Source organism: Streptomyces sp. NBC_01515, assembly GCF_045040345.1.
Lineage (GTDB): Bacteria > Actinomycetota > Actinomycetes > Streptomycetales > Streptomycetaceae > Streptomyces.
Map to the genome: position 1 here is coordinate 8432937 of NZ_CP109416.1, position 17054 is coordinate 8449990.

17 protein-coding genes are annotated in these 17054 nt (G+C 70.8%); 7 read left to right on the top strand and 10 right to left on the bottom strand.

Annotated elements, in window-relative coordinates; translation table 11 throughout:
* The first annotated feature begins 53 nt into the window (after positions 1-53).
* Entirely contained in the window at positions 54-1121 is a 1068-nt protein-coding gene (hemE, locus tag OG407_RS37900; protein WP_405864244.1) for a uroporphyrinogen decarboxylase, read from the top strand.
* 7 nt (positions 1122-1128) lie between these two features.
* On the opposite strand, the gene OG407_RS37905 is transcribed toward hemE, so the two are convergent.
* Positions 1129-1953: a rhomboid family intramembrane serine protease gene (locus OG407_RS37905; RefSeq protein WP_405864246.1), complete on the bottom strand. Its 825-nt coding sequence runs from the start codon at positions 1951-1953 to the stop codon at positions 1129-1131.
* Between the two features lie 125 nt (positions 1954-2078).
* Between OG407_RS37905 and OG407_RS37910 the strand changes: the two genes are divergently transcribed.
* Positions 2079-2405: a hypothetical protein gene (locus OG407_RS37910; RefSeq protein WP_327400635.1), complete on the top strand. Its 327-nt coding sequence runs from the start codon at positions 2079-2081 to the stop codon at positions 2403-2405.
* A gap of 6 nt (positions 2406-2411) precedes the next feature.
* On the opposite strand, the gene OG407_RS37915 is transcribed toward OG407_RS37910, so the two are convergent.
* A complete protein-coding gene (locus OG407_RS37915) occupies positions 2412-3812 on the bottom strand; it encodes an FAD-dependent oxidoreductase (protein ID WP_403584519.1) in 1401 nt (466 codons plus the stop codon).
* Between the two features lie 27 nt (positions 3813-3839).
* Positions 3840-4763 carry a DUF4349 domain-containing protein gene (locus OG407_RS37920; protein WP_405864248.1) on the bottom strand — a complete coding sequence of 308 codons (924 nt, stop codon included), beginning with the start codon at positions 4761-4763 and terminating at the stop codon, positions 3840-3842.
* 162 nt (positions 4764-4925) lie between these two features.
* Between OG407_RS37920 and hemG the strand changes: the two genes are divergently transcribed.
* A complete protein-coding gene (hemG, locus tag OG407_RS37925) occupies positions 4926-6356 on the top strand; it encodes a protoporphyrinogen oxidase (RefSeq protein WP_405864250.1) in 1431 nt (476 codons plus the stop codon).
* A gap of 4 nt (positions 6357-6360) precedes the next feature.
* The gene (gene hemQ / locus OG407_RS37930) at positions 6361-7092 is read left to right on the top strand and encodes a hydrogen peroxide-dependent heme synthase (protein WP_403584527.1); all 732 of its coding nucleotides are present in this window, start codon (positions 6361-6363) and stop codon (positions 7090-7092) included.
* A 91-nt stretch (positions 7093-7183) separates the two neighbouring features.
* On the opposite strand, the gene OG407_RS37935 is transcribed toward hemQ, so the two are convergent.
* From OG407_RS37935 to OG407_RS37965, 7 genes are all read right to left on the bottom strand, one after another.
* The gene (locus tag OG407_RS37935; RefSeq protein ID WP_405864252.1) at positions 7184-8785 is read right to left on the bottom strand and encodes an alpha/beta hydrolase; all 1602 of its coding nucleotides are present in this window, start codon (positions 8783-8785) and stop codon (positions 7184-7186) included.
* Between the two features lie 134 nt (positions 8786-8919).
* Positions 8920-9696: a TIGR04222 domain-containing membrane protein gene (locus tag OG407_RS37940; protein WP_405864254.1), complete on the bottom strand. Its 777-nt coding sequence runs from the start codon at positions 9694-9696 to the stop codon at positions 8920-8922.
* A gap of 128 nt (positions 9697-9824) precedes the next feature.
* Positions 9825-10595, bottom strand: a complete 771-nt coding sequence (locus OG407_RS37945) for a DUF4142 domain-containing protein (RefSeq protein ID WP_405864256.1) — start codon at positions 10593-10595, stop codon at positions 9825-9827.
* 136 nt (positions 10596-10731) lie between these two features.
* Positions 10732-12090, bottom strand: coding sequence for a DUF692 domain-containing protein (locus tag OG407_RS37950; RefSeq protein WP_405864258.1), 1359 nt, complete (start codon positions 12088-12090; stop codon positions 10732-10734).
* Positions 12091-12261: 171 nt separating this feature from the next.
* On the bottom strand, positions 12262-13050 hold the full coding sequence (locus OG407_RS37955) for a DUF4142 domain-containing protein (RefSeq protein ID WP_405864260.1): 789 nt from the start codon (positions 13048-13050) through the stop codon (positions 12262-12264).
* Positions 13051-13183: 133 nt separating this feature from the next.
* On the bottom strand, positions 13184-13795 hold the full coding sequence (locus OG407_RS37960; RefSeq protein WP_405864262.1) for a TIGR03086 family metal-binding protein: 612 nt from the start codon (positions 13793-13795) through the stop codon (positions 13184-13186).
* Positions 13796-13920: 125 nt separating this feature from the next.
* Positions 13921-14604, bottom strand: coding sequence for a TetR/AcrR family transcriptional regulator (locus OG407_RS37965; RefSeq protein WP_405864264.1), 684 nt, complete (start codon positions 14602-14604; stop codon positions 13921-13923).
* A gap of 45 nt (positions 14605-14649) precedes the next feature.
* On the opposite strand from OG407_RS37965, the gene OG407_RS37970 reads away from it, so the two are divergent.
* From OG407_RS37970 to OG407_RS37980, 3 genes are all read left to right on the top strand, one after another.
* Positions 14650-15105: a hypothetical protein gene (locus OG407_RS37970; protein ID WP_405864266.1), complete on the top strand. Its 456-nt coding sequence runs from the start codon at positions 14650-14652 to the stop codon at positions 15103-15105.
* Positions 15106-15255: 150 nt separating this feature from the next.
* Complete coding sequence (locus tag OG407_RS37975) at positions 15256-16083, top strand: ABC transporter ATP-binding protein (RefSeq protein ID WP_405864268.1); 828 nt, start codon at positions 15256-15258, stop codon at positions 16081-16083.
* A 17-nt stretch (positions 16084-16100) separates the two neighbouring features.
* Entirely contained in the window at positions 16101-16979 is an 879-nt protein-coding gene (locus OG407_RS37980) for an ABC transporter permease (protein ID WP_405864270.1), read from the top strand.
* The last annotated feature ends 75 nt before the right edge of the window (positions 16980-17054 follow it).

A 17054-nucleotide genomic window follows, 5' to 3' on the forward strand; every position in this document is an offset into this window, starting at 1 on the left:
TTCCGCTCAGCACACCGTGTAATCGCCTTCTGGCGCCGTGCGAGACTTGCCCCGTGAGTGCCAACCAGAGCCCCGCGGGCCAGCAGCCGACCGCCACTTACGACTCCGCCTTCATGAAGGCGTGCAGGCGCGAGCCCGTGCCCCACACGCCGGTGTGGTTCATGCGGCAGGCCGGGCGCTCGCTGCCCGAGTACCACAAGGCGCGCGAGGGCATCGCGATGCTCGACTCCTGCACACGGCCCGAGCTGGTCGCCGAGATCACGCTCCAGCCCGTGCGTCGGCACAACGTGGACGCGGCGGTCTACTTCAGCGACATCGTCGTCCCGCTCAAGGCCATCGGCATCGACCTCGACATCAAGCCCGGCGTCGGCCCGGTCGTCGAGAAGCCGATCCGCACCCGCGCCGACCTGGACCGGCTCCGCGACCTCACCCCCGAGGATGTCTCCTACGTCACGGAGGCCATCGGCCTGCTGACCGCCGAGCTCGGCTCCACCCCCCTCATCGGCTTCGCCGGCGCCCCGTTCACCCTCGCGAGCTACCTCGTGGAGGGCGGCCCGTCCCGCACGTACGAGAACGCCAAGGCGATCATGTACGGCGACCCCGAGCTCTGGGCCGACCTCCTGGACCGCCTCGCCGACATCACGGCCGCCTTCCTCAAGGTCCAGATCGAGGCGGGCGCGAGCGCCGTGCAGCTCTTCGACTCCTGGGCCGGCGCCCTCGCCCCGGCCGACTACCGCCGCTCGGTCCTCCCCGCCTCTGCCAAGGTCTTCAAGGCCGTCGAGGGCTACGGCGTCCCGCGCATCCACTTCGGCGTCGGCACCGGCGAGCTGCTCGGCCTGATGGGTGAGGCCGGTGCGGACGTCGTGGGGGTCGACTGGCGCGTCCCGCTCGACGAGGCCGCCCGCCGCGTGGGCCCCGGCAAGGCGCTCCAGGGCAACCTCGACCCGACCGTCCTGTTCACCTCCACGGAGGTCGTCGAGGCGAAGACCCGTGAGGTCCTCGACGCGGCGAAGGGCCTGGAGGGGCACATCTTCAATCTCGGGCACGGCGTCATGCCGTCCACCGACCCGGACTCGCTCACCCGGCTCGTCGAGTACGTCCACACGCAGACGGGCCGCTAGCTACCGCTCACCACGTGTGCCGGGGCCGGGCCCGCCTGCCGAACAGCAGGCCGCGCGGTTCCGGCGGCGGGGGAGTGGCAGCCTTGAGCGGCCAGGCGAGCAGCATGCCCGCCAGGAAGCCGACGACATGGGCTTCGTACGCCACGGTGCCCGCGTCGGAGACGCCCTCGCCGGACGAGTAGAACGCCTGGAGCACGAACCAGAAGCCCAGCACCAGCCAGGCCGGCAGGCGCAGCGGCAGGAAGAACAGGAACGGCACCAGGACCCACACCCTGGCCTTCGCGTACAGCACCAGATAGGCGCCCAGTACACCGGCGATCGCCCCGGAGGCGCCGATCAGCGGGTCCGCCGAGTCGGCGTTGAGCAGCGCGAAGCCGTAGCCCGCCGCGTAACCGCACACTACGTAGAAGAGCGTGTAGCGGATGTGGCCCATGCGGTCCTCGACGTTGTTGCCGAAGATCATCAGGAACAGCATGTTGCCCAGCAGGTGGATCCAACTGCCGTGCAGGAACATCGCGGTGAAGACGCTCAGCGGGGCCGACTTGTCGTAGCTCGGTGGGGCGACCGCGCAGCCCGCGCCTCCCGGGCCGCCCTGGACGGCGCCGGTCGGGACCAGCTGCGGCAGCTGATGGTGGATCAACTCCCGCGGTACGGCCGCGTAGTGGTCCAGGAACGCCTGCAGATGGCACAGCTGCGAGAGATCGCTGCCGCCCGCCACGGAGCCCGCCAATCCGGGTGTGAACAGGAAGACGAGCACGTTCGCGGCGACGAGCGCATACGTCACCCAGGGGGTGCGGCGCACCGGGTTCACGTCATGGACGGGGATGACCACAAGGGATTAGTGCCCCCGATACGCGCGGCGAACCGGTGAACACCGCCGTCCGCCTGTGCGTATGACTCCTCAACCGCCCGCGGCGCGGGGAAGGCGTGTCGCGGGGACGACGTGAGGAACAGGCGATGAACGACCGTATTTCCCCTCAGATGACCGCCACGCCCGACGGCGAGGCCGAGATCTCCCTGGTGGTGCGCCTCCCCTGGGAAGACGTCGCCAGGCTCGGCCAGGAAGCGGGACGGCTCGCCGCGCAGATGCAGCGGCCGGTCACCCTGGACGAGGCGGTGAGCAACCGGCTGCGGTCCAACGCGCTGGGCGCCCACGCGAAGCCCGCGGCGGCGGCACAGCCCGCCGCGATGATGCCGCCGAGCGCGTCGGTGTCCTCGCTGCCCGCCAGGCCGCCGGCCGAGCAGGCACGGCAGGCCATAGACCGCATCAACGGAACGGCGTAACCACTCTCAACGCCCGCTCGCCTGGATCTTGGCGGTCGCTTTTCGGGCCGCCACCAGGACCGGGTCCCACACCGGTGAGAACGGCGGGGCGTAGCCCAGGTCCAGGGCCGTCATCTGTTCCACCGTCATCCGGGCCGTGAGGGCGACCGCCGCGATGTCGACACGCTTCGCGGCGCCCTCCCGGCCGACGATCTGCACGCCCAGGAGACGCCCGGTACGGCGTTCGGCGAGCATCTTCACCGTCATGAGAGAGGCCTCGGGGTAGTAGCCCGCGCGGCTGGTCGACTCGATGGTGACCGTCTCGAACTGCAGGCCCGCGCGATGGGCGTCCTTCTCGCGCAGCCCGGTACGCGCGATCTCCAGGTCGCACACCTTGCTGACGGCCGTACCGACCACCCCGGGGAAGGTGGCGTAACCGCCGCCCACATTGGTGCCGATGACCTGCCCGTGCTTGTTGGCATGGGTCCCCAGGGCGATGTGCCGCTCCTGCCCGGAGACCAGGTCGAGCACCTCTACGCAGTCGCCGCCGGCCCAGATGTTCTCGTGCCCGCGCACCCGCATCGCCAGGTCGGTGAGCAGCCCGTCGTGCTGCCCGACCGGCAGCCCGGCCGCCTTCGCGAGCGTCGTCTCCGGGCGCACGCCGATCCCCAGCACCACCACGTCCGCCGGATACTCCGCGTCCTCGGTGACCACGGCCCGCACCCGCCCGTCGTCCCCGGTGAGCAGCTCGGTGACGTGGGCGTCGTCGACCATGGTGATGCCCAGGCCCTCCATCGCCTTGTGCACCAGCCGCCCCATGTCGGGGTCGAGCGTGGACATCGGCTCCTTGCCCCTGTTGACGACGGTCACGTCATACCCGCGGTTGACGAACGCCTCCGCCATCTCCACCCCGATGTACCCGGCCCCGACCACCACAGCGCGACGCCCACGCGTGCGTGCCAGCGAGTCGAGCAGCGCCTGCCCGTCGTCGAGCGTCTGCACCCCGTGCACCCCGGGCGCGTCCACCCCGGGCATGTCCGGCCGGATCGGCCGCGCTCCGGTCCCGATCACGAGCTTGTCGTACGACGTCCAGGACTCGGCCCCGGAATCGACGTCCCGCGCGCGTACCCGCCCGCCCGCGACGTCCAGTTCCACGACCTCGGTGCGCATGCGCAGGTCGATGTCGCGCTCGCGGTGCTCCTCGGGGGTGCGGGCGATCAACTCCTCCGGTGCGGAGACATCGCCGCCCACCCAGTAGGGGATGCCGCACGCCGAGTACGAGGTGAAGTGACCGCGTTCGAAGGCCACGATCTCCAGCTCGTCCGGCCCTTTCAGGCGGCGGGCCTGAGACGCCGCGGACATGCCCGCGGCGTCTCCGCCGATGACGACCAGTCGTTCCCGGGTACCCCTCGCACGGCTCATGCTCATGCGAACACGCTACGGGGACCGATCATTTCAGTCCTGCCCACCCGACTCCTCCAGCCGGGCCGCCGGAACGGTCGCCGCCCGACGCGGCCGTACGAGACGCAGCCACACGACGAGCGCCAGTGCCGCCACGGCCGCGAACGGCAGTACCGCGCCGAGCGACAGGGCGATCCAGCGCAACATCGTCACGAAGACGTGCCAGCCGCCCGCCACGGCGTCCACGAAGCCGGGGCTGTCGTCCTTCGCGGCGGCCTTCGCCACCGGGGTCTGCGACAGGGACAGGGTGATGGTGGCCAGGCTGGTGCGGTCCTTCAGGGAGGCCTGTTGGGCGAGCAGCGCCTCCAGGTCGGACTCGCGGGTGCTCAACTCGCCCTCCAGCTCCACCACATCGCTCAACTTGGTGGCCCGGTCCATCAGTTCACGCACGCGTGCCACGCTGGCCCGCTGCGAGGCGATGCGGCTCTCCACGTCCACCACCTGGTCGGTGACGTCCTGTGCCTTCGCGGTGCGGTCGAGCAGCTTGCCCGCGCCCTCCAGGTCGGCGAGGACCTCGTCGTACTTGTCGCTGGGCACCCGCAGGACGACCCGGGTGCGCTCGTGGCCCTGCCCGTCGCGGCTGGTCGACTCGTTGCCGACGAATCCGCCCGCGTTCTCGGTGGTGGTGCGGGCCTCGTCGAGGGCCTTCGGTACGTCCTTGACCCGCACGGACAGCGAGGCCGTACGGATGATGCTGCTCGTGGTGAGCTTGGGGACGGCCTTGGTGTTCCGGGCGTTGCCGCTGCCGGACGCGCCCTCTTGCCGGGCGGCGTCCGGGGCGACTGCCTTGGCGCCCGCGCCGGAGTCGCCGGCGCTCTTCTCGTTCGCGCCGTCGCTGCACCCGGCCAGCGCGAGTGCCGAGGCCAGCAGCAGACCGGCCAGGGCCTGGACGGGTCGTACGGAGTGTCGTGCGTGCATGTGCTGGTACCCCCGAGGTTCGTCGTGACGACTGACGCACCTTCGACGCCGGGACAGGGCGGGACGTTGGCGGGAACGGGTTGCGATGCGGTCACGGACAGGCCCTCGCGTCGGACACCGGCCCGGAGTCGGACTGTCAGTGGGGTCTGAGAGGCTGGGTGCATGCGCGAAGTGGAGACTCGTACGGGCACAGGGCATGTCGTCGTCATCGGCGCCGGGATCGGCGGGCTGGCCGCCGCACACCGGCTGCTGGACAGAGGCGTGCGCGTGACCGTCGTCGAGGCGTCGGACCGGGTCGGCGGCAAGCTGCTGCCCGGTGAGATCGCGGGCTCCCGCGTGGACCTCGGCGCCGAGTCGATGCTGGCCCGCCGCCCCGAGGCCGTCGCGCTGGCCCGCGAGGTCGGCCTCACCGACCGCCTCCGGGTACCAGCCACGGCCACCGCGTCGATCTGGACCCGGGGTGCCCTGCGCCCCATGCCCAAGGGCCACGTCATGGGCGTCCCCGGCACCGCGTCCGCCCTCTCCGGAGTCCTCTCGGACGAGGGCCTGCACCGCATCGAGCGCGACGCCGACCTGCCCCGCACGGAGGTCGGCGACGACGTGGCGGTCGGCGAGTACGTGGCGGCACGCCTCGGCCGCGAGGTCGTCGACCGCCTCGTCGAGCCCCTCCTGGGCGGGGTCTACGCGGGCGACGCGTACCGCATCTCGATGCGCTCAGCGGTCCCGCAGCTGTATCAAGCCGCGAAGAACCACGACTCCCTCACCGAGGCCGTCCGGGGCATCCAGGAGCGCGCCGCCGCCGCACAGCAGACCGGCCCGGTCTTCATGGGCGTCCAGGGCGGAGTGGGCCAACTCCCGCTCGCCGTCGCGGAGTCGGCACGCGCGCGGGGCGCCGAGATCCTCACCGGGACACCGGTCACGGAGCTGCGCCGGAGCGGGGCAGCGGGCTGGCGGGTGGTCGCCGGAGACCGCGTGCTGGACGCCGACGGCGTGATCGTCGCCGTCCCTGCCCCGGTCGCCGCCGCACTGCTGCGGGACGAAGTCCCTGGCGCGGCGGCCGAGTTGGGCGCTGTCGAGTACGCCTCGATGGCCCTGATCACCCTCGCCTACCGCCGCGCGGACGTCGAACTCCCCGAAGGCAGCGGCTTCTTGGTGCCGCCGGTCGACGGCCGCACCATCAAGGCGTCCACCTTCGCCTCCCAGAAGTGGGGCTGGATCGCCGACGAGAACCCGGACGTGCTGGTCCTGCGCACCTCCGTGGGCCGGTACGGCGAGACGACGATCCTGGAGCGCGACGACACCGGCCTGGTCGACGTCTCCCGGCACGACCTGCGCGAGGCCACCGGCCTGGACGCCACGCCTCTCGCGACCCGCGTCACCCGCTGGACCGACGGCCTGCCCCAGTACCCGGTCGGCCACCACGCGCGCGTGGCCCGTATCCGCGAACACGTGGGCAAGCTCCCCGGCCTGGCAGTCTGCGGCGCGGCCTACGACGGTGTGGGCATCCCGGCCACCATCGCGAGCGCGTACGCGGCCGTCGAGCGGCTGACCGGTGACCCGGTGCCGAGCGCCTCCGGCGGAGCGGGAGAATAGCCCCATGAGCGACGACGCCCCCACCACCGAGCCCGGCCGCATCCCGAACAAGGGCAAGCTGGCCAAGGACCTCAACGAGGCCATCCGCTACACGCTGTGGTCCGTCTTCAAGCTGAAGGACGTGCTGCCCGAGGACCGCGCGGGATACGCCGACGAGGTCCAGGAGCTGTTCGACCAGCTCGCCGCGAAGGACGTGACGGTCCGCGGCACCTACGACGTGTCGGGCCTGCGCGCCGACGCCGACCTCATGATCTGGTGGCACGCCGAGACCGCCGACCAGCTGCAGGAGGCGTACAACCTCTTCCGCCGAACGAAGCTCGGCCGCGCCCTGGAGCCGGTCTGGTCGAACATGGCGCTGCACCGCCCCGCCGAGTTCAACCGCTCGCACATCCCGGCCTTCCTGGCCGACGAGACACCGCGCAACTACGTCAGCGTGTACCCGTTCGTGCGCTCCTACGACTGGTACCTGCTCCCCGACGAGGACCGCCGCCGCATGCTCGCCGACCACGGCAAGATGGCCCGCGGCTTCGCGGACGTCCGCGCCAACACGGTCGCATCCTTCTCCCTCGGCGACTACGAGTGGCTCCTCGCCTTCGAGGCCGACGAGCTCTACCGCATCGTCGACCTCATGCGCCACCTACGCGCCTCCGAGGCCCGCATGCACGTCCGCGAGGAGGTCCCCTTCTACACGGGCCGCCGCAAGGACATCGGCGACTTGGTAGCAGGCCTGGCGTAAGCGCCCTGTTTTTTAGGCTTTTAGGGGCGCGGGGCTGTGTCGATATGCGGCTCCGCCGCGTGAGCGCGACCAGCCCCCACCGGCTCGCAGACTACTTACTGCCTGACCGCGCAGGACTCGGCTTCGGCTCCTGGTGCGGCGCACAAGCCGCGCGCCGCTCCGGCAGCCGCCCCTCCAACAGGTAGGCGTCCACATACCCGTTGACGCACTTGTTGGATCCCCCCGCGATCCCATGCGTCCCCGCATCCCGCTCGGTCACCAACACCGAGTCGGACAACCGCCGTTGCAACTCCAGCGCCCCGTCATACGGCGTAGCCGCATCCCGCTCGGCAGCAAGGATGAGCACCGGCGGCAACTCACCCGGCCCGGTCCGCACATCAAGGGGCTGCTGACGCGGCTCGGGCCAATACGCGCACGGCAGATTCATCCACACGTTGTCCCACGTCTCGAACGGCGCCTCGCGCGCGAGCTGTGTGTTGTCCCGGTCCCAGACACTCCACTCGGTGGGCCAGGCCGCGTCGTTGCACTCGACGGCCGTGTACACCGCGTTCCCGTTCTCCGCCTCGACGGCCGCCCCCGGCGTCGGCCCGGCCTGCTGGATCAGCGGCTTCGGGTCGCCCTTCAGGTACGACGACAGCGCGGCGGCACTGTGCGGCCAGTAGTCGTCGTAGTACCCCGCCGACAGGATCGCGCCCTGCAACTGCGCCGGCCCCACCTTGCCGCCCGCGGGCTTCTCGGCGAGCCGCGCCTCGGCCTTGCGGTAGTTGCCGAGCACCTTCTCCGCCGTGTCGCCGAGGCCGTAGACGTCGTCGTGCTTGGCGATCCACTCGCGGAAGTCCGTCCAGCGGCCCTCGAACGCGGCCGACTGGTCGAGGTTGTTGCGGTACCAGATCTGCTCGGGGTCCGGGTTCACCGCCGAGTCGAACACCATCCGCCGTACGTGCGTGGGGAACAGCGTCGCGTACAGCGCCCCGAAGTACGTCCCGTAGGACGCGCCCATGAACGTCAGCCGTTCCTCGCCGAGCGCTGCGCGCAGGACGTCCAGGTCGCGGGCGTTGTTCAGGGAGGTGTAGAAGCGCAGCTTGCTGCCGGAGCGCTTGGCGCAGCCGCGCGCGTAGCTCCTGGCCTCCGCGACGCGTTCCTTCTTGTACGACTCCGAGGGGTACGTCGGTGACTGCGAGGGCGCCTTGAAGAAGTGCTTGGGGTCCTCGCAGGACAGCGGCGCCGACTTGTCGACCCCGCGCGGGGCGTAGCCGACGAGGTCGTAGGCCGACGCGATGCGCTTCCACTCGGGGAGCATGCCGATCAGCGGGAAGTAGAGGCCGGAGGCGCCGGGGCCGCCGGGGTTGTAGACCAGGGAGCCCTGGCCGGGCACTCTGCGCTTGCTGTTGTGCGGGTCCTTGTGGGTGGCCCGGGCGCGGCTGACGGTCAGCTTGATCTGCTTGCCGTCGGGGTGCGCGTAGTCGAGCGGGACGGAGACCGTGCCGCACTCCATGACGCCGGGCAGGTCCTGCGCGTCGGGGCACTTCCCGAAGGTGATGCCCGCCGCCCGGGCGTGCGCGGCGGCGAGTGCGGTGCCGGTGAGTTCGGCGGCCCGGACGCCGGGAACGCCGGGGGTTCCGGTGGCCGGGGCGGCGGCGAGGGTGGTGAGGAGCAAGGACCCGGCGGCCGAGTACAGGGCGGCGGCTCGCATGGTGGGGTATCCCTTCGGAGCACGGCAGCAACAAAAGGGATGTTTCGTTCGGCCGTTGGCGAAGGCAAGCACCATCGGGCGGTGTCGGCCCCAATGACCCCTGTGCGCCCCCGGGGAGCGCCTTCACGCTGTGGTCAGCGGCGCCACTCGTACTGCTCGCGGTGCGCGAAGGCGGCCCGCAGATCCGGCTCGCCGACCGCGCGGATGCCGCGTACGGCGACGGACGTCAGATACGTACGGTCGTCCCCGCTGCCCGCGTGCCGGGCCAGTGTGCCCAGCAGCCGCTGACCGGCCGGGGAGGCCCAGCGCGAGTACGGGTGCACCTCGACCCGCGCGATGGCCAGACAGCTCAGCGTGAGGGCCAGCGGCAGCCCGAACCAGAGCGCGACCAGCCCCCGCGGCATCTCGGCCCCCGGCGTCAGCAGCGCGGTCGCGCCCAGCACGAGCACGACGAGCGCGGCGGCCCGCACCTGCCGTACGCCGGACGCGACGGTCGTAGTGCTGCCGTCCGGTACGGCAAGGCCCGCGTCGACGAGCCGGACCGCGACCTCGCGCACCGCGTCCGTGGCCGCCGCGGAGGCCCGCACCGGGCCGATCCTGGACTGCCCCTCGGGCCCGATCGCGCCTATCACCGACCGCTCGATGGCGTCCCGGCCGCGCGGGTCGACGACGGTCGCCCAGCCGGTGTGCGCGAGCAGCAGCCGGTGCTGCCGCGCCATGGAGACCAGCGTCAGATCGGCGACCCGCGCGGGACCACCGGACAGGAACGCCGCCTCGTAGAGCGTCAGATCGTGTCCAGTGCCCACGTCGTCCGTGTCGACGGCCGCCGCTCTGACGGCGGCCAGGCACAGCCGCGTGCACGCCGTGCCGGCGACGGCCCAGGCCAGGAGCAGGAGGAGGACCCAGAACATGCCAAATTTCTATGCCAAAGGCCCAGTGCGACGCCATGCCTTGTTCACAATCCGGACGGAGCGTTGTCGGTATGTGACGTTCCGATTGTCCGGAAACGAACCATGGACGGACTACGCCCGCAACGGTTCTACGGCTGGCCCGACGGCGGTGGGGCGGAGGCGGCCGGCGGGAGCGTGTAGGTCGGGGAGACCGACGGGGCCAGCGGGACCACCTGGCCGGGGTCGGCCGCGGCCGAGACGCTGGGTACGGGCGAACTCGACGCCGCCATGTCCCGGGCCAGCGTCGCGAAGTCGACGTACCCGGTGGCCTCCAGGACCTTGATGTGGTCCAGGACGGTCGTGTTCGCGTCGTCGGCGAGGGCGCGGACCAGGGAGTTCTGGGTGGTGGCACGGACCTGCGCGACCACCGTGAACACCCTGCCGTGCGCCAGGCGCAGGATGTTGGCGAACTTGCGGTCGAAGTCCACGCCCTGCGCCGCGTTGAGCGTCGCGAGCCACTGCTGTTGCTGCGCGTTGGGCTGGTTCGGCAGCGGCAGCCCGAGCCGGGCGGCGACATCGCGCACCCGCTCGTCCAGGAACGTGTGTCCGTCGATGAGGTGCTGCCCCGCCGTCCGTACGGCCGCGGTCGTGCCCTTCTCCTCGGCCTGCTGGCCGGCCGGCAGCTCCCACAGCCCGGCCAGCCGGACCTTCGTGACGAAGTCCCGGTCCAGGGCGGACAACGGCCCGTACTGGGTCGTCACCGTCTGGGCGCTGAGCACGTTGGCGCCGGTCGTCCCGGACCGGTCGGCGTAGGACCAGACCGGGAAGACCAGCGCGGCCAGCGTCGCGGTCAGGCCCATGACGATGACGCCGGTGCCACTGAATATGCCTCGGCCCTTCACGGGGGGTCGCGGTCGCATGGGGTGCCTCCTGTCACGGCACCGCACGTGAGTGTGCTTTTCGTGCGCTTCTCGTGCGGAACCGCAATATTACTGTGGAGTCACTGTCGGCTTCCAAGGCCCCACGAAAGCCCCACGTCAGCCCCGCCCCGAGCCCTCAACGGCGCAGCAGCACCCGCCGGGTGGCACGGGCGAGCCGGACCGCGGGCCGCGTCGAACGCGGGGCCGGCCCCGACCGCTCCAGCCACCACTCCCGCACCCCCCGCCGCACCTCCGCGTCCTCGGGTCCGCCCGACAGCAGCAACTGCCCGGCGAAGTCCAGCGCGTCCCGCCGGTAACCGCCGGTCATGGGGTGCGAGTGCGCGTACGCGAGGAAGGCCGGCCGGTACAAGTCCCCGAGGATCACCGGCAGTTCGGGAGCCACCTTCGCCACGACGTCGGCCCGCTTCACCCCGAGCGCCCGCGCCTGCACACCGAGCCGCACCCGGTCGAACCCGTCGGGGACGGGAGTTCCGGCGACCAGGGCGGAGAGGAGGGCGGTCTGGGCGAGGGCGAGGCGTTGGCGGGCGCACTCGGAGGACCGCGGTGCGGCCGGGGGAGCGGGCGGGGTGGCCGGAGCGGCGGCGGTGGCCTGCGGCGCCGGTGCCGCCTTCGCCTCCCGCGCGGGCACCCTGCTCGCGGCCGACCGTGCCCACCCCTTGGTCAGCGCCCCCTGAATGGCCTCCAACTCCCGCTCCAGCTCGGCCGGTTCGGGGAAGTTGTCGTCGCGCTCCAGCAGTACCCCGGGCGGGGAGACGCGGGACGCGAGGTCGGTGAGGATGGCGAGGACCGGCGCGGGGACCGGGTGGGCGTGGGTGTCGTGCCAGACGCCGTCGCGTTCGACGCCGCCCGCGACATGGACGTAGGCGATGGCCTCGACGGGGAGTTCGGCGAGGGCCTTGGCCGGGTCCTCGCCGCGGTTGACGTGGTTGGTGTGCAGGTTGGCGACGTCGATGAGGAGGCGTACGCCGGTGCGGTCGGCCAGGTCGTAGAGGAACTGTCCCTCGGTCATCTCCTCGCCCGGCCAGGCGAGCAGCGCGGCGATGTTCTCGACGGCGAGGGGTACGGGGAGCGCGGCCTGGGCGATGCGGATGTTCTCGCAGAGCACGTCGAGGGCGTCCCGGGTGCGCGGGACCGGCAGCAGGTGGCCGGCTTCCAGGAGCGGGGAGGCGGTCAGGGGGCCGCCCGCGCGGACGAACGCGATGTGCTCCGTGACCAGCGGTGCGCCCAGCGCCTCGGCCCGCTCGGCGAGCGCCGTCAGCCGGCCCTCGTCGGGTCGGTCGGCGCCGCCGAGGCCGAGGGAGACGCCGTGCGGGATCACGGTCACGCCGCGCTCGCGCAGCCGTAGGAGGGAGTCGGGGAGGTGGCCGGGGCAGACGTTCTCGGCCACGGCCTCGACCCAGTCGATGCCCGGCATGCGCTCCACGGCGTCGGCGATCTCCGGCCGCCAGCCGATGCCCGTTCCCAGTCGCTCCATCGTCCGTCCCCGTTCTCCGTGCAGGCCATGAACTCCACAGGTCCGCTGTTCGGCGTGACGGGGGTATCGCCCACGGGCAAGGCCCCGAACCTCGGCCGCGTCACTTTCAGAGCAACATTTGAGGTTCGGGGCCAGGACTTCGGGGCCGGGACCCGGACGGCCGGGAGGGCCCTAACCCAGCACGCCGTTCGAGTCGACCGGATCCGGTCGGCCGGTGTTGACCGTGCCCGGTGCGGTCGGGGACGGCCGGGAGGTGGTCCGGATGTTCGGGCTCGCCTCGGCGACGGGGGCCGAGGGCGCCACCTGGCCGGGCACCGGCGCGGCGGGGCCGGTCGGGCTGGCGGTGGAGGCGTTCGCGATCCCGTTGGCGATCGCGTCGAAGTCGACCCGTCCGGTCTTCTCCAGCACCGTGATGTGGTCCAGCACGGTCTGGTTGGTGTCCGAGGCCAGCTGCCGCACGAGGGTGTTGCGCGTGCTGTTCCGTACGGCGCCGATGGCCGGGAAGATCTTGCCGTGCGCGGCCCGCAGCAGGTTGACGAACTTGTACTCGTACTCGGCGCCGGTCGCCGCGCTCATCTCCCGCAGCCAGCCCTGCTGTTGCTCGTTCGGCACATTGGGCAGCGCGACATTGAGCTGGGCAGCGACGATCCGCACCCGCTTGTCGAGGTCGGTGTGGCCGACGATGAGATGGTCCCCGGCCTCCTTGATCGCCTGGCTGGGCGCCCGCTCGATCGCCTGCTGCCCGGCCGGCAGCTCCCACAGCCCGGCCAGCCGCACCCGCACGATCAGATCCCGGTCGGCGGCCGTCAACGGCCCCCACTCGGTGTTCACGGTGCCCGCCGCCACGTTCGCCTGCCCGGTCCCCGCCCGGTCGGCGTAGGACCACACGGGAAAGACGAGCGCACCGGTGGTGGCGAAAATGGTGGCGACGAACACAGCCGTACCGTTGATACGACGCAAGGGAGCCTCCCGGGGGAACCAACTGGTCGTTGGAGAAGTTGACGCGTGGCCAGTGCCAGGAGGTACGCGCGGAGCGGTTTCCTTGTTCAAAGGGAGGGCAGCTTTGCTCAAAGGGCAGGCAAAGGAAGCGAGTTCAGCGGTCCTTCACGGGCCAGTGCTCCGGCGTCCGGCCGAGCAGTCGTAGCGTCTCGTCGAGCGGGCCGGCCTCCGGCGGTACGTCGAGCGGCGGGCCGAAGGCGAACTCCGGTCCGCGTACGGCCGGTTCGGTGGGCACCAGTCGGGCCACCACCAGGGCGATGTCCAACACGTCCTCCGACAGGTCGAGTGCCGTGCCGAGGGTGGCGGCGACGTCCCACGCGTGGACGACGTAGTCGATGAAGTGGAAGCCGATCGCGGTCCGGCCCGGGAAGCTCGCGCCCAGCTCGGGAAGCGCGAACTCCCGCTCGGTGGCGCCGGGTTCGGCGAACGCGGCGAGGACGGCGGTGGCCGCCGCGCGGTGTGTCCGGGCCGGCTCGCTCATGTCCTCGGGTTCCTGCCAGTACGCCCTGTCCTGGCCCGCGTCACGTGCGGCGGCGGCGAACCCGTGATGCTGCGCGGCCATGTGCGCCACGAGCCGCCGCAGGTCCCACCCCGCGCAGGGGGTGTCCCGCTGCCAGTCCTCCTCCTGCGCCAACTCCACTACGCGCAGCGCCTCGTACACGGCAATCCGGTCGAGCTCGACGATGTCCGTTCCGGTGGCTGTCATGGGCTTGAGCCTAAAACTGCGCGAACGGTCGTGCTACTTGTTTTCGGCCGAAGTGAGGAGAGGGGAAAAGCGCTGTGCGCGGAGAGGGCCAATGCCTTGTATGCCGCATGCATGTCGTTTGTATGTCAGGGGACTTGAGGAGCTGTCGAAGGGTCGGTGGCCGCGCCCCGCAGTCGTGCCGCTATGCCGATGCGGGCCCGGCGGTACGCGGTCTCCTCGTCGTGCAGTACGGAGACCGCGTTGGCCGTCTCCATCAACGCGACGATCTCGAAGGCGAGTTGGGGTATGTCCGTGTCGGTCCGCAACTCGCCCGCGTCCTGGGCCTCGGTGACCGTCCGTTCCACGAGGGCCATCCAGTCGCGCTGCGCGCCGACCATCGCGTCGTGCACCGGCCCGGAGCGGGCGTCGAATTCGGCGATGACTCCGTAGAAGAAACAACCGCCGGGGAAGACCCGCCCCCGTGAGTACTCCAGCCACAGCTCGCACAGCCGCCACAACCGCCCTACGCCGGGCGGGACTTCGGCGGCGGGCCTGATGACCTTCTCGGTGTAGATGCGGGCGGCCTCGCGCACGGTGGCCAGTTGGAGTTCCTGCTTGGAGCCGAAGAGTGCGAACACCCCGCTCTTGCTGAGTCGCAGCTCGGTGGCCAACCGGCCGACGGTCAGGGCCTCCAGGCCCTCGACGGAGGCGATGTCGACTGCGCGGCGCAGGACGAGCCGCCGGGTGCGGTTGCCCCGCTCGACCCGGCCGTCGAGCCGTGCCGTACCCGCGTCCTCGTCAGGTGTCCTGGTCGCTCCGCCTGCTCTCATGGTGGTCCACCCTAAGCAACACGGGGGAAACGGACCCTTCCTAGGATGCGGCGCGTGCACCTGATCGTCCTGGACGCCCCCACCGAGTGGAGCCGGTTCGCCGAGGGTTCCGTCGAGCGCCGCATGCTGCTCGCGCTCGGCGACCACCTCGGCACGCCGCTGCGCCCGAAGCCGCTCATGCTGCCCGACGGCAGCCGGGTCGAGGTCGAGGGGATCGACGCGGGCTGCCGCGTACTCGTCCAGCTCGTCGGCAATCAGGGTGCGTACAAGCCCGCCTACCGCAACAAGGTCATGGCGGACATGTTCAAACTGCTCTGGCTGCGGGAGTCCGTACCGACTGCCGAGCGCGCGGTCCTGCTGGTCACCGAGCTGATCGTGCAGGCCCTCGGCGGCTGGGTGGCGCGCGCCGCGGCGGACCTCGGGATCGAGATCCACGTCTTCGACGGCAGCGCGGTCGCCCCGCTGCACCTTCCGTCGCGGTCAGACGTAAAACGCCCGTAACAGTCAACTGCGCTGTCCCGAAACACAATCTTCCTACGGTCGGGGGCACCTAAGCGGATTTCCGCGTGGCAGTCAGTCGCACTCGCTACGCACGCTCTCCGACTTCCAGGATCGGGCACTTGTGCCCGCGACATGGATGGGAGCGTGAAGGTGACTGGTACGCCAGCACTCCAACTGCGGTCGGTACGACGGGTCTACGGCTTCGGGTCCGCCGCGACCACGGCCCTCGACGACGTCCACCTCACGGTGCCGTCGGGCCGTTTCGTCAGTCTCATCGGCCCCAGCGGCTGCGGAAAGTCCACCCTGCTGCGTCTCGTCGCGGGCCTCGAACAGCCGGACCTCGGCGAGGTGTTGGTCCACGGGGTGACACCGGCGGAGGCGTGCGCGGCCAAGATGATCGGCCTTGTGCCGCAGAGCCCGGCGCTGCTGCCGTGGCTGTCCGTCCTGCGCAACGTCACGCTGCCGCAGAAGATCAACCGGGGTGCGGGCAAGCGGCGCGAGCGCATCGCCGACTTCACCGAGCGGCAGGCCGCGGCCGTCCCCGACATGAAGGAACTCCTCGTCAAGGCCGGTCTCGGCGACGCCCTGCACAAACTTCCCGCCCAGTTGTCCGGCGGCATGCGCCAACGCGCCGCGATCGTGCGGGCGTTCGGCCTGCGGCCCGACGTGCTCGTCATGGACGAACCCTTCTCGGCGCTCGACGAGTTCACCCGCGAAAGCCTTCAGGATCAACTCCTCGACCTGTGGGAGGAGTTGAGGACGACCGTCCTGTTCGTCACCCACTCCGTCTCCGAGGCCGTGCGGCTCTCCGACACCGTCGTCGTCATGGCGCCGAACCCCGGCCGGATCGTCGAGAGCATCGACGTCGACCTGCCTCGGCCTCGCGGTGAACGGCTTTTCGGGGAACGGCGGTTCCACGAGTACGAGGATCTGGTGCGAGAGCGGCTGCGGCGCGCGTGGAACAGTGAAGCCGCGTGAGTGGGGGCGTGAGGGATATGACCGTCGCCGACGAACGCACCACGGAAGCCCCGGCGGGCGGGACGACTGGCAAGGCCGGGAAGCGACCGCCTGTTGAACCGTCCCGGTTCAGTCTGAAGCACCCGAGGTCGCGGATCGCGTGGATCCGGCCGGCCGTGTGGTTGCCGCTTGTCGTGATGCTGGTGCTGCTGGCCGGGCTCTGGCATTGGGGGGCTGAACAACTTCCCTATCTGCTACCGCCGTTGTCGGAGGTGGGCAGTTCGCTCTCCGATGAGCTCGGCTACTACGTCCACAACGCGCTTGTGACTCTTGGTGAGGCTACGGCCGGGCTGGGGATGGGGTTCGTCGGGGCGTTCGTCCTTGCGGTGCTGACGAGTGAACTTCCGTTGGTGCGGCGGGCGGTGATGCCGATCGCTGTCGTCCTCAATGTCACGCCGCTGGTTGCCATCGCGCCGGCCCTTGTTGTGGCTTTCGGGTTCGGGCCGATGCCCAAGCTGATCATCACTGGGCTGATCTGTTTCTTTCCGATTCTCATCAACACGGCTACGGGGTTGCGGTCTGTTCCTCAGCAGGTGTTGCAGGTGTATCGGACGATGGATGCGAGCCGGGTCGAGTTGTTGTGGCACGTGCGCGTTCCTAATGCCCTGCCGTATCTCTTTGCCGCGCTGCGTATCGTCTTTCCGCTGTCGATCATTGGCGCTGTGGTGGCGGAGATGTCGGCGTCGGGGTCTACGGGGGGACTGGGTACCGCGATCAGCGTGGCCTCCTCGATGAATCAACTCCCTGTTGTCTACGCCTCGATCCTCGTGCTTGCGGTGATGGGCGTGTTGTTGTTGCTGGCCGTCACGTTGGTTGAGCGACGTGTGTTGCATTGGCACGACAGCGTGCAGGAGTAGCTGCGCCGGCTCGGTTGTCTTGAACCTGCGGGCCCGGTGGGGGTTGGTCGCGCAGTTCCCCGCGCCCCTTTGGGG